Source organism: Microbacterium sp. JZ37 (assembly GCF_035188445.1).
In the GTDB taxonomy this organism is placed as follows: domain Bacteria; phylum Actinomycetota; class Actinomycetes; order Actinomycetales; family Microbacteriaceae; genus Microbacterium; species Microbacterium barkeri.
Window position 1 is genome coordinate 896,732 of sequence record NZ_CP045253.1, and the last position, 22,041, is coordinate 918,772.

Sequence of the window (22,041 nt, forward strand, 5' to 3'; positions counted from 1 at the left end):
ACTGGCCGCGTGCTCTCGGTCGCCGTCCTCATCTCTGGCACCGGTTCGAATCTCCGCGCCCTCCTCGAAGCCGCGAGCGAACCCGGATTCCCCGCTCGGATCGTCGCCGTCGGCGCCGACCGCGACGCGGCGGGCCTCGCCCACGCCGAGGAGTTCGGCATCCCGACCTTCACGGTCCCGTATCGCGACCATCCGTCGCGCGAGGCCTGGGGCGCCGCGCTGGCCGAGGAGCTGCGCCGCATCGGCGCGGATCTCATCGTGCTGAGCGGCCTCATGCGCCTGCTGCCCTCCGCGCTCGTCGACGAGTTCGCGCCGCGCATGATCAACACGCACCCCGCTTTCCTCCCCGAGTTCCCGGGCGCGCACGGCGTGCGCGACGCGCTCGCCGCGGGCGTCGAGGAGACCGGGGCGAGCGTCATCATCGTCGACAACGGCGTGGACAGCGGGCCGATCCTCGCGCAGGAGCGCGTGCCCGTGCTCCCGGGCGACGACGAGGCCGCGCTGCACGAGCGCATCAAGCCCGTCGAGCGCCGCCTGCTCATCGACGTCGTCCGCGGGATCGCCGCGGGCGAGATCGATCTCGAGAACCCCTCGCGCTGACCCGAACCCCGAACCCCGACAAGGAGTCCTCATGGCCGGCCCCCGCCACGACCACTCGCTCTACCGCGACCGCGATGTCGTCCCGATCCGGCGCGCGCTCGTGTCGGTCAGCGACAAGACCGATCTCCTGAAGCTCGCCGAGGCGCTCGCGGCCGCGGGCGTCGAGATCGTCTCGACGGGCTCGACCGCGTCGACCATCCGCGACGCGGGCTTCGACGTGACCGACGTCGCGAGCGTGACGGGCTTCCCCGAGTCGCTCGACGGACGCGTGAAGACGCTGCACCCGGGCGTGCACGCGGGCCTCCTCGCCGACCTCCGCCTTGAGCACCACGAGCAGCAGCTCGGCGATCTCGGCATCTCGCCGTTCGAGCTCGTCGTGGTGAACCTCTACCCGTTCGTGGAGACCGTCCGCTCGGGCGCCGCGGGCGACGACGTCGTCGAGCAGATCGACATCGGAGGGCCCGCGATGGTCCGCGCGTCGGCGAAGAACTTCGCGAACGTCGCGATCGTCGTCTCGCCGGAGTCGTACCCGGCGATCATCGACGCGGTCGCCGCGGGCGGCACGACGCTCGGACAGCGCCGCGAGCTCGCGGCGCGCGCCTTCGCGCACACCGCCGGCTACGACGCCGCCGTGGCGGCATGGTTCGCCGAAGGCACGCTCGGCGAGGGCGCCGACCTGCCGGAGCACCTCACGATCAAGGCCGAGAAGCTCGGCGACCTGCGCTACGGCGAGAACTCCCACCAGCGCGCCGCCATCTACTCGCGCGTGGACGGCCACGGGATCGCGCAGGCGACGCAGCTCCAGGGCAAGGAGATGTCGTACAACAACTACGTCGACGCCGATGCCGCCCTCCGCGCCGCGTACGACTACGTGAATCCCGCGGTTGCGATCATCAAGCACGCGAACCCGTGCGGCATCGCGCTGTCGGCGCCGAACGCGCTCGACCCGATCGCGAGCGCCCACCTGCGCGCGCACGAGTGCGACCCGCTCTCGGCGTTCGGCGGCGTCATCGCCGCGAACCGACCGGTCACGCTCAAGATGGCCGAGAACCTCCGCGACATCTTCACGGAGGTCATCGTCGCGCCCGACTTCGAGCCCGCCGCGCTCGAGGTGTTCAAGACGAAGAAGAACCTGCGCCTCCTCAAGCTGCCCGCCGACTGGCGCCAGGAGACGATGGACGTGCGCCTCGTCTCGGGCGGCCTGCTCCTGCAGGACTCCGACCGGTTCCCCGACGACATCCAGTCCGTCGCGCAGAGCTGGCAGCTCGTGTCGGGCGAGCGCCCGTCCGACGAGGAGATGAGCGACTTCATCTTCGCGTGGAAGACGTGCCGCGCCGTGAAGTCGAACGCGATCGTGCTCGCCAAGGACGCCGCGACGGTCGGCGTGGGCATGGGCCAGGTCAACCGGGTGGACTCGTGCAAGCTCGCCGTCGAGCGCGCGGGCGGGCGCGCGGCGGGATCGATCGCCGCGTCGGACGCGTTCTTCCCGTTCTCGGACGGACCCGAGGTGCTCATCAACGCGGGTGTGCGCGCGATCATCCAGCCCGGAGGCTCGGTGCGCGACGACGAGACGATCGAGCTCGCCCGCGCCAACGGCGTGACGATGTTCTTCACCGGCGAGCGTCACTTCTTCCACTGACACGCGGCTTCCGGCCCTCGCGAGCCGACCTCGGCACCATCCCGAGGTCGGCTCGCGCCGTTCTCGCCGTCCCCACCGCCGTGTCCGAAAACCGCCAGCCCGCGCCCTCGGAGCGTGACAGGCTGGAGCCATGACGACGAGCATGACCTTCGACGAGCGGTACCGCGCGATCTCGTCGCGCGACACCCGCTTCGACGGCCAGTTCGTCACCGCCGTCCGCTCGACCGGGATCTACTGCCGGCCGAGCTGCCCCGCGCGGACGCCGAAGCCGGCGAACGTCACCTTCTTCGCGACGAGCGCCGCCGCGCACGAGGCCGGCTACCGCGCGTGCAAGCGCTGCCTCCCGGAGGCGGCGCCCGGATCGCCGGACTGGAATCTGCGGGGCGACGTCGTGGCGCGCGCCATGCGCCTCATCGCCGACGGCGTCGTCGAGCGCGAGGGCGTCACGGGCCTCGCGGGGCGGCTCGGGTACTCGTCGCGCCACCTGTCGCGGCTGCTCGCCGACGAGCTGGGCGCCGGCCCGCTCGCGCTCGCACGCGCCCAGCGCGCCCACACCGCGCGGCTGCTGCTCGTCGGCACCGATCTGCCGGCCGCCGACGTCGCCTTCTCCGCGGGGTTCGCGAGCGTGCGCCAGTTCAACGAGACCGTGCGCGAGGTGTTCGGGCTGACGCCGACCGAGCTGCGCGCGACGCGGCGCGGTCGCACGGCCTCGGCCGGCATCTCGCTCGCCCTGCCGGTCCGCGAGCCCTTCGACCACGCCGGGCTGTTCGCGTGGATGTCCGTGCGCGCGCTCCCTGGCGTCGAGGCCGGCGACGAGGCGTCGTTCGCGCGCACCGTGCGCCTGCCCGCCGGGGCCGGATGGTTTCGGCTGCGCCTCGACGGGCGCCTGCGGCTCGACGCGCAGCTGCAGAGCCTCGCGGACCTCGCGACGCTCGTCGCCCGCGTGCGGCGTCTGTTCGACCTCGACGCGGACCCGCTCGCAATCGACGCGGCGCTCGGTGCGCACCCCGAGCTCGCGGGGCTCGTGGCGGCGACGCCGGGCATCCGCCTGCCGGGTGCCGCCGACCCGCACGAGATGCTCATCCGCGCGATGGTCGGCCAGCAGATCTCCGTGTCGGCCGCGCGCACCCATCTCACGCGTCTCGTCGAGGCGCTCGGCGAGGACGTCGAGATCGCGGGGGAGCGGCGGCGTCTCTTCCCGCGGATGGTGACGATCGCGGAGCGCGGAGCCGACGTGCTCCGCGGCCCCGCGGCCCGCATCCGCGCGATCACCGAGGCGGCTGCCGCGCTCGCGTCGGGCGGCCTCGCCCTCAGCGCGGGCGATGACGCCCACGCCCAGCGGGAGCGCCTCCTCGCGCTGCGGGGCGTGGGGGAGTGGACGGCCGACTACGTGCGGATGCGCGTGCTCGCCGACTCCGACATCATCCTGCCCGGCGACGTCGCGCTCCGCGCGGGTGCGGCCGCCGCGGGACTGCCCGCCGCACCGCGCGAGCTCGTCGCGTGGGCGGCGCGCGTCGCGCCCTGGCGCTCCTACCTCTCGATGCACCTGTGGCGCGCGGCCCTCGCCGCGCAGCCCGCCCGATCCCGCAAGGAGACCCCGTCATGACCGCTCGCCTCCAGACCGTCGCGACGCCCGACGGCCCGTTCACCCTGATCGCCGACGCCGACGGCGCCGTGCTCGCCTCGGGCTGGACGGCGGACGCCTCGCTCGTGCTCGCGCGCATCCACCCGCGCCTGCGTCCCGCCGACGTGCGCGAGGAGCCCACCGGAGCAGGCGACGCCGTCGCCGCGTACTACGAGGGCGACCTCGCGGCCATCCGTGCGGTGGCCGTGCGGCAGCAGGGCACCGTGCTCCAGCAGGCGGGCTGGGCGGCGCTGCGCGACATCGCGCCGGGGGCACCGCTCACGTACACGGGCTTCGCCGCGGCGCTCGGCTCGCCACGCGCCGTGCGGGCCGCCGCGTCGATCTGCGCGCGCAACGCCCCCGCGCTGTTCGTCCCGTGTCACCGGGTGCTCCGCGGCGACGGCTCCATGGGCGGCTTCGCGTGGGGCGTCGACATCAAGCGGTCGCTCCTCGCGCGCGAGCGCGCGGGTGCCGCTGCGGGCGCACCCGCAGCCGATGTCGAAGCGTTACCCGTGTCGTGACGGGCGTCGGGGGCGCCGCGTAGCGTGGCGGTCATGGGCTCCGAGATCCTCATCACCCCCGACGAGCTGGCCGAGCTGACCGCGCGCGACGAGCGCGTCCGCATCCTCGATGTGCGCTGGCGCCTCGACCGGCCGGACGGTCGCCCCGAGTACCTCGAGGGGCACATCCCCGGCGCGGTCTACGTCGATCTCGAGAGCGAGCTGTCGGGGCACGGGGCGGCGTCGGACGGACGCCACCCTCTGCCCGACACCCCCGCACTCGAGCGGGCCGCCCGACGCTGGGGGCTGGACGACGGCGACACGGTCGTCGTGTACGACGATCTCAAGTCGCTGTCCGCGGCGCGTGCGTGGTGGCTGCTGACCGACGCGGGCGTGCAGGACGTGCGGATCCTCGACGGCGCCCTGCGCGGGTGGGTCGCGTCGGGTCACGCGCTCGAGCGCGGCGACGTCGTGCCCGCTCCCGGCTCGATCACGCTCACAGCGGGGCGGCTGCCGCAGCTCTCGATCGATGCGGCCGCCGTGCTCGCGCGCGATGGCGTGCTCATCGACGTGCGCGCGCCCGAGCGCTACCGGGGCGAGGTCGAGCCGATCGATCCGCGCGCGGGGCACGTGCCGGGCGCGCGGAACCTGTTCGCGGGCGACACGGTCGACGAGAGCGGGCGTCTCCTGCCTCCCGACGCACTGCGCGCGCGGTTCGAGGCCGTCGGCGCGCGGCCTGATCAGCCCGTCGGCGTGTACTGCGGCTCGGGGGTCACGGCCTCGCACGCCTTCGTCGCGCTCACGGTCGCGGGCTTCGCGCCGCGCCTCTTCGCGGGGTCCTGGAGTGCATGGAGCAACACCGCGCGCCCCGTCGCGATCGGTTCCGATCGATTTGGCGGGGAAGACGCGAAATCCCTTTCCTGAAGGCCGAGGTGTGGATAGGCTGAAAGGCTGACCCCCGCTCGGGTGGTCGGAAAGCCATCTCCCGGCCCGCTCTCCCGCGGGCCCCTCGAGGATCATGTCTCGCCCCACCACATCTCCCCAGAATCCGTCGACCCTCCGCTCCCTCCTCCGTCTCCTCCCGTTCGCGAAGCCGGTTCTCCCGCGCCTCGTGCTCGGCGGGCTCAGCGCGCTCACCGCGGCGGTGCTGGCCCTGCTCATCCCGATCGTGCTCGAGTGGGTCGTCGGCGGCCCGATCGCCTCCGGCGTCGTCTCCGCGATCGTCTGGGGCGCCGCCGCCGTGCTCGCGCTCGGCCTCGCCGAGGCCGCGATGGTGTGGCTGCGTCGGTGGTTCATCCTCGGCCCGGCCACGAGCGTCGAGTACGACATCCGCACGCGCTTCTACAACCGCCTCCAGCGTCTCCCCGTCGAGTTCCACGACCGCTGGCAGGGCGGCCAGCTCCTGAGCCGCATGATGCAGGACATCGGCCTCATCCGACGCTGGATGGCGTTCGGCCTCGTCATGCTCGTCGTGAACGTCCTCACCATCCTCATCGGCGCCGTGCTGCTGTTCCAGTGGCACTGGGCGCTCGCGGTCGTGTTCATCGCGTCGGGTGTGCCGGTGTGGTACCAGGGGTTCCGGTTCGAGCAGACCTACGGCGTGCTCAGCCGGCAGAGCCAGGACCAGCAGGGCGACCTCGCCACGAGTGTTGAGGAAAGCGTGCACGGCATCCGCGTGCTCAAGGCCTTCGGCCGCGGTCCGCACGCCCTGCGCCGCTTCACGCGCCAGGCGGAGAACCTCCGCGAGACCGAGATGCGCAAGGCCGGGGCGATCGCGCGCATCGACTTCTGGCTCGTCGCGGCGCCCGAGCTCGCCTTCGCGATCTCGCTCGTGCTCGGCATCTGGCTGGCCTCGACGGATCAGATCTCGGTCTCGCAGCTGTTCGCGTACTTCGCGATGGCGACCGTGCTGCGCTGGCCGCTCGAGTCGATCGGCTTCCTCTTCTCGTTCCTCCTCGACGCGCGCACCGCGGCGGATCGCGTGTTCGAGGTGTTCGACGCGGTCGACACGATCGCCGATCCCGATGCGCCGGCGACTCTCGCCGACCCCCAGGGCGCCCTCGTGTTCGAGGATGCGCACTTCCGCTACCAGGACGCGGGGGCCGACGAGCCCGACCTGCTGAACGGCATCGACCTCGCGCTGCGGCCGGGGGAGACCATGGCGCTCGTCGGGCTCACCGGCTCGGGGAAGACGACGCTCACGACGCTGCCGACGCGGCTCTACGACGTCACCGGCGGCCGGGTCACGCTCGACGGCGTCGACGTGCGCGACCTCTCGCTCGTCGAGCTGCGCACGCACATCGCGACCGCGTTCGAAGACGCGACGCTCTTCTCGGCATCGGTGCGCGAGAACGTCCTCCTCGGGCGCGACGACCTCGACATCCACTCGCCCGAGGCCGACCGCGTCCTCCAGGAGGCGCTCGACGTCGCGCAGGCGGAGTTCGTGGCGCACCTGCCAGAGGGGGCAGAGACGATGATCGGCGAGGAGGGCATGAGCCTGTCGGGCGGCCAGCGGCAGCGCCTCGCGCTCGCGCGCGCCGTCGCCGCGCGCCCGACCGTCATCGTCATGGACGACCCGCTGTCGGCGCTCGACGTCGACACGGAGGAGCGCGTCCAGGTGGGCCTGCGCCGTGTGCTCCAGGGCACGACGGCGCTCATCGTCGCGCACCGTCCGTCGACGGTCGCGCTCGCCGACCGCGTCGCCCTGCTCGAGGGCGGGCGCATCACGGCGGTCGGCGCCCACACCGAGCTCATGGCGACGTCCGCGCACTACCGCAGCGTCATATCGAGCTTCGAGAAGGAGGACTCGGAGGACAGCGCGCGGCGCATGGATCCCGAGCACGGATTCGACGTCGTCACCGGCGCCATCCCGATCGTCGGGGGCGCCGCGGGCGAGCACGACCAGAACGACGAGGGGGCGCTCCGATGAGCAGCACGGTCCACGGCACAGCGGGAGAGGACCGCTCCGAGTTCACGCGCGAGGAGAACCGCGCGATCCGTCGGCGCTCGTGGCGGCTCCTCCTGTCGCTGCTCGCGCCGCTGAAGTGGCAGGTCGTGCTCGTCGCGTCGGTCGTCGTCGCGCAGACCGGTGTGCGCGTGCTCGGGCCCGCGCTCATCGGCCTCGGCATCGACAGCGCGCTGCCCGCCGTGCTGGACCGCGCCGACTGGGGCCCCGCGTGGTTCGTCGGCACGGCCTACATCGTCACGGCGCTCGGCGGGGCGGCGCTGCTCGCCTGGTACGACATGCTCGCCGCCCGGGTGACGCAGAACGTGCTGCTCGACCTGCGCACGCGCGTCTTCCGGCACACCCAGCGCCTGAGCCTCGAGTTCCACGAGACCTACACGTCGGGCCGCATCATCTCCCGGCAGACGAGCGATCTCGACACGATCCGCGAGCTGCTGAACGGCGGGCTCAACCAGCTCGTGCACGGCGTCCTCTACGGAGCGTTCACCTTCATCGCCCTCGCGCTCGTCGACTGGCGGTCGTCGCTCGTGCTCGTCGCGGCATTCGTCCCGCTCGCGCTGCTCATGCGCTGGTTCTACGTGAACTCGCAGCGCGCGTACCGCGTCTCGCGCGTCGTCAGCGCGAAGCTCATCGTCAAGTTCGTCGAGACGATGACCGGCATCCGGGCCGGCAAGGCCTTCCGCACCGAGCCGCGCAACGAGGTGGAGTTCGGCGGCCTCGCGAAGGAGTACCGCGAGGTCAACATGCGCTCGATCCGCCTGTTCGGCACGTTCGAGCCCGGGCTCATGGCGATCTCGGCGTGCGCCATCGGCGCGGTCGTCCTGTGGGGCGGAGTGCGCGTGACGACCGGCGAGTTCACGGCGGGCCTGCTGCTGAGCGCGGTGCTCTACGTGCGCAACTTCTTCAGCCCGCTGCAGGAGGTCGCGATGTTCCTGAATTCGTTCCAGGCGGCATCCGCGGCGCTCGAGAAGGTCTCGGGCGTGCTGGAGGAGGAGCTGACGGTGCCCGACCCGGTGCGTCCGGTCCGACTCGAGGAGGCGCGGGGCCACCTCCGCTTCGACCGCGTGACGTTCGGCTACGCGAGCGGGCGGACCATCCTGCCCTCGTTCGACCTCGACATCCCCGCCGGCCAGACCGTCGCCCTCGTCGGGACGACCGGCGCCGGCAAGTCGACCCTCGCGAAGCTGCTGTCGCGCTTCTACGACCCGACCGCGGGCAGCGTGACGCTCGACGGGATCGACCTGCGCGAGCTCGACGGGCGCGACCTGCGCCGCGCGATCGTCATGGTGACGCAGGAGGCGTACCTCTTCAGCGGCACGGTCGCCGACAACATCGCGCTCGGGCGGCCCGACGCGACGCTCGACGAGATCAAGGAGGCGGCGCGGGCCGTGGGCGCCGACGCGTTCATCGAGACGCTCCCCGACGGCTACGACACCGACGTCAACAAGCGCGGCGGGCGCGTGTCGGCCGGGCAGCGCCAGCTCATCTCGTTCGCGCGCGCCTTCCTCGCCGACCCGGCCGTGCTCATCCTCGACGAGGCGACGGCGTCTCTCGACATCCCGTCGGAGCGGATGATCCAGGACGCGCTGCAGACGCTGCTCGCCGACCGGACGGCGATCATCATCGCGCACCGGCTGTCGACCGTCGCGATCGCCGATCGCGTGCTCGTCATGGAGCAGGGCCGCATCGTCGAGGACGACACTCCCGACGCGCTCATCGCCGGCACGGGCCGCTTCGCGCAGCTCCATGCCGCGTGGAAGGGCTCGCTCGTCTGACGCGGGTCTGCGCGAAAGGGAATCGCCCCGGACGGATGTCCGGGGCGATTCTCATGAGGAGGGCGACGGGGTCTCGATGGGGGAGGGGTATTCGAGGCCCCGCCGCCGGCCAGGTGTCGGCACCGCGGCGGGTGACGCGGTGCTGAGGTTCTCGGGTTCGTCCGCGGCAGGGCCGCGGGGCGCCTAGAGGCGGATCTCTGCGATCACTTCACCGTACTCGGTCTCGCCCACGGGCGTGAAGCCGACACGGTGGAAGAACGCCTCGGGGCCGCCTTCGCCCGCCTCGTAGATCACGTTGAGGCGGTCGAACTCGCGCTTGCGGGCCTCGTCGAGGAGACCCTCGACCGCGAACCGCCCCACGCCGCGGCCCTGGTCGTCGGCGTCGACGTTGATGCGCCACAGCACCGACTGGAAGTACTCGGGCTTGGCGTCGCGGTCGAAGTTGGCGCTGACGAAGCCGACCACGTCGGAGTCGTCGAGCACCACGCGCTGCCAGGTCGTCTTCGGGTTGAGGACGGAGGCGGCGATGCCGTACGAGACGGGCGCGAGGAACTGCTCCTGTCCCGGCTTGAGCGACAGGTTGTTCACCTGGACGATGGTGTCGGCCGAGAGCTCGACGAGGCGCAGTTCGGTCATATCGACAGGCTAGCGCGCAATCAGGCGTGCACCCACACCTCGGTGCCCGTCTGCGCGAAGTAGTACACGCGCTCGGCGGCGGCGATCGTCATGTTCACGCAGCCGTGGCTCATGTACGCGCCCGACCCGAAGTTGCTGTGCCAGTAGGTGCCGTGGAAGCCCTGATCGCCGTTGAAGTAGGTGACCCAGGGGACGTCGGCCGTGCAGTAGTCGAAGCTCCCGCCGGGCACGTAGTTGCCCTCGGCGTCGCACGAGCCCATGTCCTGGATGGTGAGCTGCCCGTAGACCGTGAACCGGCCCTCCTGGGTATCGTGCCCGGGCTTGCCCAGCGCGATCGCGTAGGTGTCGACGACCTTGTCGTTCTCGTAGAGGATGGTCGTCCCTGCGCTCTTGTCGACCTCGATCCAGCGGTGGAGGAGCGTCGTCTCGAAGGGGATCTCCTTGACCGGCAGCTGGTACACGCCGTTGCCGGCGGCGAGCTGCTCGGCGAACTTCTCCGCGATGCCGTCGGTCGACTCGAGGCCCCAGCCGTTCTGGCCCTCCTGGATCGTGCGGAGGTGGTCTCCCGCGGAGTTCGTGACGATCTCCTCGTTCACGACCTCGCGGTTCACCTTCTCGGGCAGAGAGGCGACCGTGTCGGCGACAGCGGCCGCGACCGCCTGCTGGTCCACGGAGAGGGCGATCTCCTCGCCCTCGCTGCTCACCTGCACCCACGAGGCCGCCTGCGCGGGGTCGATGCCGACGACCTTCTCGTCCTCGACGTAGAAGCCCGCATCGTGGATGAGCCCGTTCAGGGCCTCGGCCTGGGCCTGCGCCTCGGCGGTCGTGATGTCGGCCTCGACCTCGCTGGCCTGCGCCTCGACCGAGACGTCGCCGCCCGCGCTGAGCGCGCGCGAGATGTCGGCCGCGAGCGCGTCCACGTCGATCCCGGAGCCCGCCTTCGCGTCCACGACGGAGTAGGTGCCGGCGCCCTCGTCGTACGTGACCTCGGCGTTCACGGGCGCGGTGAAGATGCCGGGGATCTCGGCCTCGACGGCCGCGAGCGCGGTGTCGACGTCGACGGCCACGTCGACCGGGACGGCGCCGGGGTTCCAGGCGCCCACGTTCCAGAGCGGATGGTCGCCGAACGCCTTCTCGGCGACCGCCTGCGCGTCGACGGAGGCGCCGAGCTCCGCGCCCGTGAAGGTCGCCTCGCCCGCCGCGGTCGTGATCGTGACCTCGGTGTCGGCGATGCCCGCGGCGATCGCCTCGCCGGCCGCGCCAGGGGTCTGCCAGCCGATGTCGGCGCCGGCGGCTTCCACCCCGGGAGCGATGAGGATGGCCGAGCACGCACCCGCGCCCGCGAGCAGCAGGGCGGCGGGGATGCCGATCCAGAGGCCGAGGCGGCGCTTGCGCGGCTCGGGCTCCGCGGGCGCCCACTCGACGGGTGCGGCAGCGGCCGCGGCGGCGTCGCCGGCGTCGTCTGCCCCCGGTGCGGGCTTGGTCGCGAGATCGGTCATCTTCTACCCCCAGATGCGCGCCGATGTGCACGGCGTGGTCCGAATCTTCATCGTAAGGGCGAGAACCCTACCTCAGGGCACATCGGAATCACGATGTGGGCACGATCGCGCCGACCCGGATGCCGTCATCCTCCCAGCGACTCACCAGCTCCGCGAGGCGTGCGCGGTACGCCGGCCAGGTCCGCTCGGGATCGCGGGCCGTCGACCACGCGATCTCGGCGACCGACGCGATGCGGGGGAAGACCAGCCGCTCGATGTCTTCCCGGTCGCGCACGGTCTCCGTCCACAGGGGCGCCTCCACGCCGCGGATGGCGCGCGCGGGCAGACCGGGCACGACGTCGTCGGGCTCCCAGCGGTACGAGCGCTCGATGCTCGTGGGGCCGTTGGCCCACGTGAGCCCGATCGGGGTGCGCTCGTCGTACTTCATGTCGAGATAGACCGCGTCGGCGGGCGAGAGGATGAGGCCGCCGCGGGCGGCGAAGGCGCGCGCCTTCGCGTCGTGCCCGTCCGTCGGCACGAGGAAGCCCCAGTACTGCCCGATCGCGTCGTCCGGAAGCGGAGCGCTCGCCGCCTCGTGCCACGCGATAGGCGTCTTGCCGGCGTCGGCGACGATGCGCGCCGCGCGCGCGGTGAGCGCCGCGTAGTCCTCCGGCGCCGTCCCGAGGGCCTCGTCTCCGCCGATGTGGACGAACGGGCCCGGCGTGATCGCGCAGAGCTCGCCGAGCACGTCGACGAGGAACGCGTCGACCTCGGCGTCGAGCGGCCGCAGGGAGGAGAACCCGACCGCGAGGCCCGTGTACGGGACGCCCGGCTCGGGGAGCGCGCCGCCGAGCCGGCGCGTGGTCTCCCGGACCTCGTCGCTCACGACGGGCGGCGCCATGAGCTCGGGATGCGCGAGCCCGACCGCGTGGGTGTGTCCGGGGAGGTCGATCTCGGGCACGACCGTCACGTGGCGTGCCGCGGCGTGGGCGAGGATCGCCTGCCAGTCGTCCTGCGTGTAGAACCCGCCCGCGTCGCCTCCTGTCGCGGTCGCGGAGCCGCGTGCGACGAGGTCGGGCCGTGACCGCAGGGCGATCCGCCATCCCTGATCGTCGGTCAGATGGAGGTGGAGGTGGTTGAGCTTCAGCTCGGCGAGCCGGTCGATGAACCAGGCGACGGTCGGCACGGGGTGGAAGTGCCGCGCGACATCGAGCATGGCCCCGCGGTAGGGGAAGCGCGGGGAATCCTCGATCTCGACGGCGCGGATGACCCAGCTCCCCGTGTCGTCGCACTCGACGAGCTGGGCGAGCGTGGCCGCGGCGTAGGCGGCGCCCGCCTCGTCGCTCGAGCGCACGGCGATGCCGTCCGCGTCGACGCGGAGCGCGTAGCCCTCCCGCGGGATGGTCGGATCGTCGGCGTGCCGGATGGCGGAGCGCGCGCGGTCGATCGCCTCGTCCCGCGTCCGAGCCGCGAGCTGCAGGGCAGACCCGGGGCCCGGCGTCACACGTCGCGGCCAGGGGATGAGCGGGAGCGGCATGAGGGGACGGTAGCAGGGAGCCGCGCTCCCGTGTGTTCGGCGTAACGAATATGTAAACTTCCCTGCGTAAATCGATCGCAGGGCTTGCGCCGCGTCGTATTCGTAAATACAACTTACAAATATGAGCGAGCCGCAGACCGTCCCCGCACCGCGCCGCGCCGTCCGCGCGAAGGTGCTGCCCGAGCACGCGCGGGCGCACAACCGCGCGCTCGTCCTGCAGGCGCTCTTCCACGAGGGGGCGATGAGCCGCGCGGATCTCGCGCGCGCCACGGGCCTCACGCGCGTCACGACGTCCGACCTCGCGGGTGAGCTCATCGGCGAGGGCGTCGTCGTCGAGCAGGGCGTGCAGACGCGGACGGGCCCCGGCAAGCCGGCCACGCTCGTCGACATCGACCGCGAGGGCCTGCAGATCGTCGCGATCGACCTCTCCGCCGCGGACGAGTACCGCGGGGCCCTCCTCGACCTCACGGGCGCCGTCGTCGCGCGCGCCGCCGTGCCTCGACCGGCCGACGGCGAGGCCGACGCCGCGCGCGCGGCCGTGCTCGAGCTCGCGTCGGCGGTGGCGCGCGAGGCGACCTCCCGCCTTCTCGGCGTCGGCGTGGGCGCCCCGGGCGTCATCACGTCGGACGGCGTCGTGCTGACGGCGCCGAACGTCGGCTGGGCGGGCATGCCCCTGCGGGCGCTGCTCGCCGAGGAGCTCGGCATCCCCGTCGTCGTCGCGAACGACGCGAACGCCGCCGCGCTCGCCGAGTACACCCTCGGCGGCGCGAGCGACGACCTCATGCTCGTGCGGATCGGCCGCGGTGTCGGCTCGGGGCTGCTCGTGCGCGGCGAGCTGACGCGCGGGAGCCGGGACGCCGCCGGCGAGATCGGGCACGTCACGGTGGGCACCGACGGCGGCCCGCGCTGCGCATGCGGACGCGACGGCTGCCTCGAGGCGTGGCTCGCCGTGCCGGCGCTGCAGGCCCGCATCGCCGAGGGCGACCGCGACAGCGTGCTCCGGGACGCGGGGGAGCGGCTCGGCATCGCGCTCGCGCCCGTCGTCGGCACCCTCGACATCGACGACATCGTCCTGTCGGGGCCAGCCGACCTCCTCGACGGCCCGCTGCGCGACGCGGCGGTCGAGACCCTGCGCGCGCGCACGCTCGAGCCCTTCACGACGCACGCGCGCGTGCGCCTGTCCGCCCAGGGCGACGACGTCGTGCTGCGCGGCGCCTTCGCCATGGTCCTGGATGCCCGACTCGGCATCCGCTGACCCCCACCCCCACCCATCCGAGTGAAGGAAACCCCCATGAACAGGAAGCTCATCGGCGCGAGCGCCGTCCTCGGCGCTCTCGCCCTCGCGGGCTGCTCCGGCAATGCCGCCGGCGGCGACGCGGCCGGCGGCGGCGCAGCCGACGGCGCGGAGCTGCGCGTCTGGCTCGTCGGCGAGGACACGCCCCAGGAGGCGCGCGACTATCTCGTCGAGACGTTCGAGGCCGAGAACGAGGGCGCGACCCTCGTCATCGAGGAGCAGCAGTGGACCGGCATCGTCGACCTGCTGACCACCGCGATGTCGGGCTCCGACAGCCCCGACATCGTCGAGATGGGCAACACGCAGGCCGCGGCGTTCACGTCGGCCGGCGCGTTCGCCGATCTCACCGACATGTACGAGGAGCTCGGCGGCGACGACCTGCTGCCCGGCTTCGTCGAGGCCGGCTCGTTCGACGGCGCGTTCTACGCGGCGCCGTACTACTCGGGCTCGCGCGTCGTCTTCTACAACACGGCCATGTTCGAGGAGGCGGGCATCGAGGTGCCGACCACGCTCGACGAGTACGTCGCGGCGGCTGAGCGGCTCGCCGAGACGACGGGCGTCTCGGGCGTCTGGTACCCCGGCAAGGACTGGTACAACGCGCTCCCGTTCATCTGGGAGAACGGCGGCGAGATCGCCGTGCTCGAGGGGGAGCAGTGGGACGCGCAGCTCTCGAGCCCCGAGTCCATCGCGGGCCTCGAGCAGGTGCAGGCGCTCATGGCGACCTCGCAGGCGCCGAAGGACGGCGACGAGACCGACGCCTGGGTGCCGTTCCGCGAGGAGCAGGCCGCCATGCTGTCGGCGCCGAGCTGGGCCTACTGGTCGATCGTGGCCGACGAGGATCAGGCGGAGACGGCGCTCGCGGACTCCCTCGGCTCGTTCGCGCTGCCCGGGAAGGACGGCGGAGCCGCCCAGGTCTTCGCGGGCGGGTCGAACATCGCGATCCCCGCGGCCTCCGACAACCAGGAGCTCGCGAAGAGCGCTCTGCGGATCATGCTCAGCGAGGAGTACCAGTCGATCCTCGCGGAGGCGGGCCTCGTGCCGGCTCTGCAGTCGCTCGGGGGCGATGTCGCGGCCGCGACGCCTGAGCTCGCCGCCGTGATCGCGGAGGCCGCGGCGAACGCGAAGCTCACCCCGGCCTCGCCCAAGTGGGCCGATGTCGAGGCCGCGCAGCTGCTGCAGGACTTCTTCGTCCAGATCGCGAGCGGCGGCGACATCCCGTCGCTCGCGGAGGAGCTCGACGCCGACATCGAGGCCATCCTCAACGGCTGACCCGCACATGGCCACCCTCACCGCGCCGCGCGCGCACGACCTCGCGCCGCCGCCGTCGCCCCCGCGACGGCGGCGCCGCGAGACGTTCCTGCGCGGACCCGCCCTGCTGCTCGTGCCCGCCGGCGCCGTCATCGCGGCGCTCACGGCCTGGCCGCTCGTCCAGCTCATCGTCATGTCGTTCCAGGAGTTCGGGCGCGCGCAGATCTTCGGCGCACCGCCCGAGTTCGTGGGGCTGGACAACTACGTCCGCGTGCTCTCCGACCCCGGATTCTGGGCCGTCCTCGCCCGGAGCGTCGCCTTCTGCGCGGTCAACGTCGTCCTCACGATGGTGCTCGGTGTCGGCGTCGCCCTGCTCATGACGCGCCTCGGCCGCTTCCTGAAGGGGCTCGTCTCGATCGGCCTGCTCCTCGCCTGGGCGATGCCGCCGATCTCGGCGACCACGGTGTGGGGATGGATCTTCGACACCCGCGCGGGCCTCGTGAACCACGTCCTCACCGCGCTCACGCCGCTCGACATGCGAGGGCACTCGTGGCTCATCGAGCCGATCGGGTTCTTCTTCGTCGCGACCGTCATCGTGACGTGGATGGCCGTGCCCTTCGTCGCCTTCACGACGTTCGCCGCGCTCACCCAGGTGCCGGGCGAGGTGCTCGAGGCCGCGAGCCTCGACGGGGCCACGGGCGCGCAGCGGTTCCGCCTCGTCACGGTCCCGTACATCCGCAGCGTCCTCGTCGTGCTGCTCATCCTGCAGGTGATCTGGGACATGCGCGTGTTCACCCAGATCTACGCGCTGCAGACGATCGGCGGCCTCCGCGCGGAGACCGACACGATCGGCGTCTACATCTACGCGACCGCGACGGCCGGAGGCGATCAGGGCGCGGCCGGGGCGATCTCGGTCATCCTCGTCGTCTTCATGATGGCGGTCGCGGGGTACTACGTCGTCGCGACCCTGCGCGAGGAGGAGTCGAGAGCATGAGCAGTCGTCCCCGCTCGCGCGTCGCCCGCGCGGGCCTGAACGCCCTCGCGGTCGTCGTGTTCCTCGCGAGCGCGTTCCCCGTGTACTGGATGGTGAACTCGGCGCTGCTGCCGAACGCCGTCGTGACCTCGTCCGAGCCGCACTGGTGGCCCGACCGGTTCACGCTCGCGAACTTCGTCGAGGTCGTCACGGAGCCCAGCGGCAGCATCGCCTTCCTCCCCGCGCTCGCGATGAGCGTCGGCGTGACGCTCGCGGCCGTCGTCTTCGCGCTCCTGTTCGCGTTCCTCGCGGCCCTCGCGCTCAGCCGCTTCCGCTTCCGCAGCCGACGCGCCCTCATCGTCGCGGTGCTCGCGATCCAGATGATCCCCGCAGAGGCGCTCATCATCTCGACCTACCGCGTGCTCGACGGATGGCAGTTGCTCAACTCGGCCGTGGGGCTCGCGCTCGTCTACATCGCGATGGTGCTGCCGTTCACGATCTGGACCCTCCGCGGGTTCGTGAACGGCGTGCCGATCGAGCTCGAGGAGGCCGCGCGCGTCGACGGCTGCACGCGGATGGGCGCCTTCTGGCGGGTGACCTTCCCGCTGCTCGGCCCCGGCCTCGCCGCGACGGGTGTGTTCGCCTTCATCCAGGCATGGAACGAGTTCGTCTACGCCCTCGTCATCATGACGCGCCCCGAGGCGCGCACGCTGCCCGTCTGGCTGCGCGCCTTCGTGCAGGCCACCAAGGAGACTGACTGGGCCGCCATCATGGCGGGCTCGACCCTGTGCGCGATCCCCGTGGTCGTCTTCTTCCTCATCGTGCAGGGGCGGATGGCCCAGGGCATGGTCGCGGGGGCGGTCAAGGGATGACCGGGGTGCGGATCGGTCTCGACGTGGGAGGGTCGAAGACCGACGCCGTGGCGGTCGCCGCGGACGGCTCGATCCTCGCGCGCCGGCGCAGCGCGACCGAGCGCGGCGACGTCGGCGTGGTCGACTCGATCGTCGCGGCCGTGGAGGCCGTGTCGACTCGGGCCGGGTCCTTGTCGATCACCTCGATCGGGATCGGCATCCCCGGTCAGACCGACGGCCGGACCGTGCGGCACGCCGTGAACCTCGACGTCCGGGAGCTGCCCCTCGCGGACGCGGTGGAGGCGCGGTGCGGGGCTCCGGTGGCGGTCGAGAACGACGTCAAGGCCGCGGCTCTCGGCGCGCATGCGCTCGCGCCCGCCGCCGGCCCGCTCGCGCTGCTCAACCTCGGCACCGGCATCGCCGCGGGCGTCGTCGTCGACGGCCGCCTCTGGCGCGGCGCGGGCGGCGCGGCCGGCGAGATCGGCCACGTGCCGATCGATCCGGCCGGCCCTGTGTGCGCGTGCGGGCAGACCGGCTGCATCGAGGCGCTCGCGGGCGGCCGCGCCCTCGCCGCCCGCTGGGCGCGGCCCGGCGCGTTCCCCGTCCGCGACCTGCTCGATGCCGCCGACGAGGGCCATCCGCTCGCGCTGCGTCTGCGGGCGGACTTCGTGCGCGGCGCCGCCGCGGCCATCCGCCTGCTCGCGCTCGCGGTCGACCCGCGCCGCATCGTGCTCGCGGGCGGACTCGCGGCGCTCGGCGACCGGATGGCCGACATCGTGTCGGAGGAGCTGCGGCGGTCGTCGGCCGCATCGGGCTTCCTCCGCTCCCTGCACCTGGGTGAGAGGATCGAGGTGCTGCCGGCAGGGTCGCCGGCCGCGGCGCTCGGCGCCTCGCTCATCGACGCCCCCGTCCCCGTCTGAGAGAAGGTCACCGCATGGCCGAAGTCATCATCGTCCCCGACGCCCCCGCGGGCGGCGCCATCGTCGCCGATGAGATCGCGCGACTCATCCGTCGGCGGCCCGACGCCGTGCTCGGTCTCGCGACCGGATCGACGCCGCTGCCCGTCTACGAGGCGCTCCGCACGCGCCTGTCGGGCGTCGACGTCTCGCAGGTGCGCGGCTTCGCGCTCGACGAGTACGTCGGCATCGACCCGGCGCACCCCGAGTCGTACCGGTCGGTGATCTCGCGCGAGGTCGTCGAGCCGCTCGGATTCGACCCCGCGCGGATCCGCACACCCGACGGGTCGCTCGAGGGCATCGAGCACGCGGGCGATGCGTACGAGGCGGCGATCGAGGAGGCCGGGGGCGTCGACCTGCAGATCCTCGGCATCGGCACCGACGGCCATATCGGCTTCAACGAGCCGGGATCGTCGTTCGCGTCGCGGACGCGCGTGAAGACCCTCACACGGCAGACGCGCGAGGACAACGCGCGGTTCTTCGACTCGATCGACGACGTCCCCATGCACTGCATCACGCAGGGGCTCGGCACGATCCTGCGGGCGCGCCACCTCGTGCTCCTCGCGTTCGGCGCGGGCAAGGCCGAGGCGGTCGCGGGCGCCGTCGAGGGCCCCGTCAGCGCCTCGCTGCCGGGGTCGGCGATCCAGCTCCACCCGCACGTCACGGTCGTCGTCGACGAGGCGGCGGCGTCGCGGCTGCGCGATGCCGACTACTACCGCTACGCGTGGGACAACAAGCCCGACTGGCAGGGCATCTGACGATGACGGCGTTCGAGCTCGCGGCGCAGGACGCCGCGGGTGTGACCGTCGCGGCGCACGTGCGGGCCGACCGCATCGAGCTCGCGACCGCGCTCGCGCTGGGCGGGCTCACGCCGTCCGCCGGGCTCGTCGAGCTCGCGGTGGCGTCGGGCATCCCCGTGCACGTCCTCGTCCGTCCGCGCGCGGGCGGCTTCGCCTACGACGCCGACGACCGCGCTCTCATGACGGCGGACGTGCGCGCGGCGATCGGAGCGGGCGCCGCGGGCGTCGTCGTCGGGGGCCTCGTCCAGGGCCGCGTCGACGCCGACCTCGTGCGGGCCGCGCGCGACGCGGCCGAGGGCAGGGAGGTGACGTTCCACCGCGCGTTCGATGCGCTCGGCGACAGGGCGCGCGCCGTGGACGAGCTCGCCGAGCTCGGCGTCACCCGCGTGCTCACGTCGGGAGGCGCGTCGCGCGCCTCGGACGCCCTCGACGAGCTCCGCGCGCTCGTGCGCCGCGCGGACGGCGCCATCCAGATCATGGCGGGCGGCGGTGTCGATGCCGGCAACGCGGCGGACGTCGCCGCGACGGGCGTCGACGCGGTCCACGCGTCCGCCAAGCGCGCCGTCGTCGACGCCGTGCCGGTCGCTCTGGGATCCGGCGCGGGCGCCGGCGCCGTCGCCTACGAGACCGCCGACGAGAGCGCGGCCCTGGCCATCCGCTCAGCCCTCGGCCGGGTCTGACCGGCCGAGCGCGATCACGGCGCGAAGACCTTGCCGGGGTTGAGGATCCCGCGCGGGTCGAACACCCGGGCGATGTCGCGCTGCAGGCGCCACTGGTCGTCGCCGAGCTCGTCGGCGAGCCAGCGGCGCTTGAGGAGACCCACGCCGTGCTCGCCCGTGAGCGTGCCGCCGAGGCGCAGAGCCGAGCGGAAGAGGTCGTCGGCGGCGGCCCACACGTGCGCGGGGACCTCGTCGCCGTCGAAGACGAAGTTCGGATGCAGGTTCCCGTCGCCCGCGTGCGCCACCGTGGGGATCACGACGCCGTGTTCGCGCTCGACGCGGGCGATCTCGTCGAACATCTCGGGCAGACGGCTGCGCGGCACCGAGACGTCCTCGATGAGCGAGGTGCCGAGGGCCGCCATCGCGGGGTGCATCGCGCGGCGGAAGGCGAGGAGGCGCTCGCCCTCGTCGGCGTCGTCGGTCATCGCGACCTCGCCGCCCGCGTCGCGCAGCACGCGCGCGATCGCCTCGGCCTCCGCGCGGGCGCCCGGGCCATCCGTCTGGATCGTGAGCTGCGCCGAGCCCGGCGCCGTCTCGGCGACCCGCAGCAGCGCGCTGATCGCGGCGACCGCGGCGGCGTCGAGGAGCTCCATGATCGCCGGCTGCACGCCGGCCGCGGTGACCGCGGCAGACGCCCGCGCGGCTTCGCGCACGGACGGGTAGAACGCCGAGAGCGTGCACACGTCGCCGGGCACGAGGCGGCGCAGCTTGAGCGTCGCCCCCACCACGACGCCGAGCGTGCCCTCCGACCCGATGAGGAGCGATGTGAGGTCGTAGCCCGTCACGCCCTTCACGCTGCGGTGCCCGGTGCGGATGAGTCGCCCGTCGGCGAGGACGACGTCGAGGCCCAGGACCGCGTCCCGGACGACGCCGTACTTCGCGCAGAGCAGGCCGCCCGCACCCGTGGCGATGTTGCCCCCGACGGTCGAGATCGCGCGGCTCGCCGGATCAGGCGCCCACCACAGCCCGTGCGGGGCGAGCGCCGCGCCGAGATCGTCGTTCAGGATGCCGGGCTCGACCACGGCGAGCAGATCGTCGGGGGAGATCTCGAGGATCCGGGTCATCCGCCGCACGGACAGGGCGATCTCGCCCGGCCCCGCGTTCGCGGCACCCGCGAGACCGGTGCCGGCGCCGCGCGTGACGACGGGCGTGCGGGTCTCGTGCGCGATGCGCAGCACCGTCTGCACGTCGGCGACGGACTCGGCGTGCACGACCGCGAGCGGCGGGCCGTCGGAGCGGAAGCCCGAGCGGTCGGCGCGCGCCTCCTCGAGGGACGCGGCGTGCGTGTCGACCCGCTCGCCGAGGGCGTCCTGCAGCCGGGCGAGCGCGTCGGCCATCACAGCTCGCGGCGGTTGTGGAGGAGGCCGATCACGACCGCGGCCACGCCGAACGCGATGCCGCCCCACGCGAGGCCGAGATCCCACAGCGCGATGGTCGCCGCGAGGAAGACCGCGAGCTCGACGACCGCGCGCACGAAGGGGTGCACGGCGAACACGGCCTTGGGCGAGACGAACAGGGCCCAGACGAGGATCGCGAGCGCGGGAGCCGCGATGCCGACCACGATGCTCCACGGGAACGCCCACGCGACGAACCCCCAGACCGCGAGGGCCGCGATCGCCAGCAGCTCCGAGAGGAAGCGGAGCGCGTCGAGGACCGTGATGCGGCGCGGCGAGACGCCGGGGGTCGCGGGGGCAGCGGAGTCGGGCATGGACTCCAGTCTAGAACCGCCCGCGCCCGCGGCTCTCAGGCGTCGGCGCCGGGCTCGGCGCCCTCGATCGTCGTGTCGGGCTCGCCGGAGACGGCCTCGCGGATGAGACCGTCGAACTGCTCGTCCCCCAGCTCGATTCCCGCGTCGTCGAGGCGCCGGCGGAGCATCCGCCGCAGCTCCTCCTCCGACGCGCGGCCGGTCGCGAGGTCGCCCTGCACCTGCACGAGGATGCCGCGCACGCGCTCGTCGGAGGTCGTGTCGTGCGTGTCCTCGCGCGGCTCGGTCTGCAGGCCCCTGTCGTCCTCGGGGCCCGCGGGCCCGACACCCGCGATGTCGTTCTGGTCGCCCTCCTCGGGCGACGCGGGCGCCGTGCCCTCGACGTCGACGAGGTCGGCGGCCCCGCTGTCGGCGCCGCCGCGCCCCGCCGGCACCTCGTGCGCCGCGCGGTCGTGCTGCTCGGAGGTCATCGGATGCCCTCCTCGTCGTCCGCGATGAAGACATCCTCTTCGCCCAGGTACCCGTCGTCGACCTCGCGCTCGTCGTCCGGGAGCACGGGATGATCGGCCGCGGTCTCGGGCAGCGGTCCTCGGTCGTCCGCGAGGTCGGCCGGGTCGCGGTCGTCCTCGAGCGCATCGAGGTCCGCATCCGCCGGGACCTCGTGCCGCGTGGGCGCCGGCTCGATGGGCCGGGTCTGGATGTCGGGGTCGGTTCCTTCGACGTGAGCCATGTCGTCCTCCT

The 22,041-nt window shown here is 73.1% G+C and carries 21 protein-coding genes; 14 read left to right on the plus strand and 7 right to left on the minus strand.

Features of this window, described 5'->3' with window-relative positions:
* Positions 1–9 precede the first annotated feature (9 nt).
* The 7 genes from purN (at position 10) to GC092_RS04050 (ending at position 9,103) form a co-directional block, all read left to right on the plus strand.
* Positions 10–600, plus strand: a complete 591-nt coding sequence (purN, locus tag GC092_RS04020) for a phosphoribosylglycinamide formyltransferase (protein ID WP_271174525.1) — start codon at positions 10–12, stop codon at positions 598–600.
* Between the two features lie 31 nt (positions 601–631).
* Positions 632–2,239 carry a bifunctional phosphoribosylaminoimidazolecarboxamide formyltransferase/IMP cyclohydrolase gene (gene purH, locus GC092_RS04025; RefSeq protein WP_271174524.1) on the plus strand — a complete coding sequence of 536 codons (1,608 nt, stop codon included), beginning with the start codon at positions 632–634 and terminating at the stop codon, positions 2,237–2,239.
* A 130-nt stretch (positions 2,240–2,369) separates the two neighbouring features.
* Positions 2,370–3,845, plus strand: a complete 1,476-nt coding sequence (locus GC092_RS04030; RefSeq protein ID WP_324014168.1) for an AlkA N-terminal domain-containing protein — start codon at positions 2,370–2,372, stop codon at positions 3,843–3,845.
* Positions 3,842–4,384, plus strand: a complete 543-nt coding sequence (locus tag GC092_RS04035; RefSeq protein WP_324014169.1) for a methylated-DNA--[protein]-cysteine S-methyltransferase — start codon at positions 3,842–3,844, stop codon at positions 4,382–4,384. Before GC092_RS04030 ends, GC092_RS04035 begins: the two co-directional genes overlap by 4 nt.
* 33 nt (positions 4,385–4,417) lie before the next feature.
* Positions 4,418–5,287 (plus strand): sulfurtransferase, encoded by an 870-nt coding sequence (locus GC092_RS04040; protein WP_324014170.1) that lies wholly within the window; start codon positions 4,418–4,420, stop codon positions 5,285–5,287.
* Between the two features lie 94 nt (positions 5,288–5,381).
* Positions 5,382–7,292 (plus strand): ABC transporter ATP-binding protein, encoded by a 1,911-nt coding sequence (locus GC092_RS04045; RefSeq protein WP_324014171.1) that lies wholly within the window; start codon positions 5,382–5,384, stop codon positions 7,290–7,292.
* A complete protein-coding gene (locus GC092_RS04050) occupies positions 7,289–9,103 on the plus strand; it encodes an ABC transporter ATP-binding protein (protein WP_271174519.1) in 1,815 nt (604 codons plus the stop codon). The genes GC092_RS04045 and GC092_RS04050 overlap by 4 nt, the downstream gene beginning before the upstream one ends.
* Before the next feature lie 183 nt (positions 9,104–9,286).
* On the opposite strand, the gene GC092_RS04055 is transcribed toward GC092_RS04050, so the two are convergent.
* From GC092_RS04055 to GC092_RS04065, 3 genes are all read right to left on the minus strand, one after another.
* Positions 9,287–9,739, minus strand: a complete 453-nt coding sequence (locus GC092_RS04055; RefSeq protein ID WP_271174518.1) for a GNAT family N-acetyltransferase — start codon at positions 9,737–9,739, stop codon at positions 9,287–9,289.
* A gap of 20 nt (positions 9,740–9,759) precedes the next feature.
* Positions 9,760–11,238 carry a L,D-transpeptidase family protein gene (locus tag GC092_RS04060; RefSeq protein WP_324014172.1) on the minus strand — a complete coding sequence of 493 codons (1,479 nt, stop codon included), beginning with the start codon at positions 11,236–11,238 and terminating at the stop codon, positions 9,760–9,762.
* An 88-nt stretch (positions 11,239–11,326) separates the two neighbouring features.
* On the minus strand, positions 11,327–12,754 hold the full coding sequence (locus GC092_RS04065; protein WP_324014173.1) for a family 20 glycosylhydrolase: 1,428 nt from the start codon (positions 12,752–12,754) through the stop codon (positions 11,327–11,329).
* 121 nt (positions 12,755–12,875) lie between these two features.
* Between GC092_RS04065 and GC092_RS04070 the strand changes: the two genes are divergently transcribed.
* The 7 genes from GC092_RS04070 to GC092_RS04100 are packed head-to-tail and all read left to right on the plus strand — an operon-like array spanning position 12,876 to position 19,556.
* Positions 12,876–14,009 (plus strand): ROK family transcriptional regulator, encoded by a 1,134-nt coding sequence (locus GC092_RS04070; RefSeq protein WP_324014174.1) that lies wholly within the window; start codon positions 12,876–12,878, stop codon positions 14,007–14,009.
* A gap of 36 nt (positions 14,010–14,045) precedes the next feature.
* Positions 14,046–15,317 carry an extracellular solute-binding protein gene (locus tag GC092_RS04075; RefSeq protein WP_324014175.1) on the plus strand — a complete coding sequence of 424 codons (1,272 nt, stop codon included), beginning with the start codon at positions 14,046–14,048 and terminating at the stop codon, positions 15,315–15,317.
* A 7-nt stretch (positions 15,318–15,324) separates the two neighbouring features.
* Positions 15,325–16,290 (plus strand): carbohydrate ABC transporter permease, encoded by a 966-nt coding sequence (locus tag GC092_RS04080; RefSeq protein ID WP_271174513.1) that lies wholly within the window; start codon positions 15,325–15,327, stop codon positions 16,288–16,290.
* The gene (locus GC092_RS04085) at positions 16,287–17,141 is read left to right on the plus strand and encodes a carbohydrate ABC transporter permease (RefSeq protein WP_271174512.1); all 855 of its coding nucleotides are present in this window, start codon (positions 16,287–16,289) and stop codon (positions 17,139–17,141) included. Before GC092_RS04080 ends, GC092_RS04085 begins: the two co-directional genes overlap by 4 nt.
* Before the next feature lie 5 nt (positions 17,142–17,146).
* Positions 17,147–18,040, plus strand: coding sequence for an ROK family protein (locus tag GC092_RS04090; protein ID WP_324014176.1), 894 nt, complete (start codon positions 17,147–17,149; stop codon positions 18,038–18,040).
* Positions 18,041–18,054: 14 nt separating this feature from the next.
* Positions 18,055–18,834, plus strand: a complete 780-nt coding sequence (locus GC092_RS04095; protein WP_271174511.1) for a glucosamine-6-phosphate deaminase — start codon at positions 18,055–18,057, stop codon at positions 18,832–18,834.
* Positions 18,835–18,836: 2 nt separating this feature from the next.
* Positions 18,837–19,556, plus strand: coding sequence for a copper homeostasis protein CutC (locus tag GC092_RS04100; RefSeq protein ID WP_324014177.1), 720 nt, complete (start codon positions 18,837–18,839; stop codon positions 19,554–19,556).
* A 14-nt stretch (positions 19,557–19,570) separates the two neighbouring features.
* Here the strand turns inward: GC092_RS04100 and GC092_RS04105 are convergent, their stop codons facing one another.
* Genes GC092_RS04105 through GC092_RS04120 form a run of 4 tightly spaced genes read right to left on the minus strand, consistent with a single transcriptional unit; the run spans position 19,571 to position 22,030 of the window.
* Positions 19,571–20,932, minus strand: coding sequence for an FAD-binding oxidoreductase (locus tag GC092_RS04105; RefSeq protein ID WP_324014178.1), 1,362 nt, complete (start codon positions 20,930–20,932; stop codon positions 19,571–19,573).
* Positions 20,932–21,303, minus strand: coding sequence for a YrdB family protein (locus tag GC092_RS04110; RefSeq protein ID WP_271174508.1), 372 nt, complete (start codon positions 21,301–21,303; stop codon positions 20,932–20,934). The genes GC092_RS04105 and GC092_RS04110 overlap by 1 nt, the downstream gene beginning before the upstream one ends.
* 35 nt (positions 21,304–21,338) lie before the next feature.
* A complete protein-coding gene (locus GC092_RS04115) occupies positions 21,339–21,770 on the minus strand; it encodes a hypothetical protein (protein ID WP_271174507.1) in 432 nt (143 codons plus the stop codon).
* Entirely contained in the window at positions 21,767–22,030 is a 264-nt protein-coding gene (locus tag GC092_RS04120; RefSeq protein WP_271174506.1) for a hypothetical protein, read from the minus strand. Before GC092_RS04120 ends, GC092_RS04115 begins: the two co-directional genes overlap by 4 nt.
* Positions 22,031–22,041 lie beyond the last annotated feature (11 nt).

Coding starts and splice junctions, on each gene's coding strand:
- GC092_RS04060 (WP_324014172.1), bottom strand. CDS start 11,238: ATGACCGATCTCGCGACCAAGCCCGCACCGGGGGCAGACGACGCCGGC.
- GC092_RS04065 (WP_324014173.1), bottom strand. CDS start 12,754: ATGCCGCTCCCGCTCATCCCCTGGCCGCGACGTGTGACGCCGGGCCCC.
- GC092_RS04070 (WP_324014174.1), top strand. CDS start 12,876: ATGAGCGAGCCGCAGACCGTCCCCGCACCGCGCCGCGCCGTCCGCGCG.
- purH (WP_271174524.1), top strand. CDS start 632: ATGGCCGGCCCCCGCCACGACCACTCGCTCTACCGCGACCGCGATGTC.
- GC092_RS04045 (WP_324014171.1), top strand. CDS start 5,382: ATGTCTCGCCCCACCACATCTCCCCAGAATCCGTCGACCCTCCGCTCC.
- GC092_RS04030 (WP_324014168.1), top strand. CDS start 2,370: ATGACGACGAGCATGACCTTCGACGAGCGGTACCGCGCGATCTCGTCG.
- GC092_RS04105 (WP_324014178.1), bottom strand. CDS start 20,932: ATGGCCGACGCGCTCGCCCGGCTGCAGGACGCCCTCGGCGAGCGGGTC.
- GC092_RS04095 (WP_271174511.1), top strand. CDS start 18,055: ATGGCCGAAGTCATCATCGTCCCCGACGCCCCCGCGGGCGGCGCCATC.
- GC092_RS04055 (WP_271174518.1), bottom strand. CDS start 9,739: ATGACCGAACTGCGCCTCGTCGAGCTCTCGGCCGACACCATCGTCCAG.
- GC092_RS04050 (WP_271174519.1), top strand. CDS start 7,289: ATGAGCAGCACGGTCCACGGCACAGCGGGAGAGGACCGCTCCGAGTTC.
- GC092_RS04120 (WP_271174506.1), bottom strand. CDS start 22,030: ATGGCTCACGTCGAAGGAACCGACCCCGACATCCAGACCCGGCCCATC.
- GC092_RS04075 (WP_324014175.1), top strand. CDS start 14,046: ATGAACAGGAAGCTCATCGGCGCGAGCGCCGTCCTCGGCGCTCTCGCC.
- GC092_RS04085 (WP_271174512.1), top strand. CDS start 16,287: ATGAGCAGTCGTCCCCGCTCGCGCGTCGCCCGCGCGGGCCTGAACGCC.
- GC092_RS04040 (WP_324014170.1), top strand. CDS start 4,418: ATGGGCTCCGAGATCCTCATCACCCCCGACGAGCTGGCCGAGCTGACC.
- GC092_RS04115 (WP_271174507.1), bottom strand. CDS start 21,770: ATGACCTCCGAGCAGCACGACCGCGCGGCGCACGAGGTGCCGGCGGGG.
- GC092_RS04100 (WP_324014177.1), top strand. CDS start 18,837: ATGACGGCGTTCGAGCTCGCGGCGCAGGACGCCGCGGGTGTGACCGTC.
- GC092_RS04110 (WP_271174508.1), bottom strand. CDS start 21,303: ATGCCCGACTCCGCTGCCCCCGCGACCCCCGGCGTCTCGCCGCGCCGC.
- GC092_RS04080 (WP_271174513.1), top strand. CDS start 15,325: ATGGCCACCCTCACCGCGCCGCGCGCGCACGACCTCGCGCCGCCGCCG.
- GC092_RS04035 (WP_324014169.1), top strand. CDS start 3,842: ATGACCGCTCGCCTCCAGACCGTCGCGACGCCCGACGGCCCGTTCACC.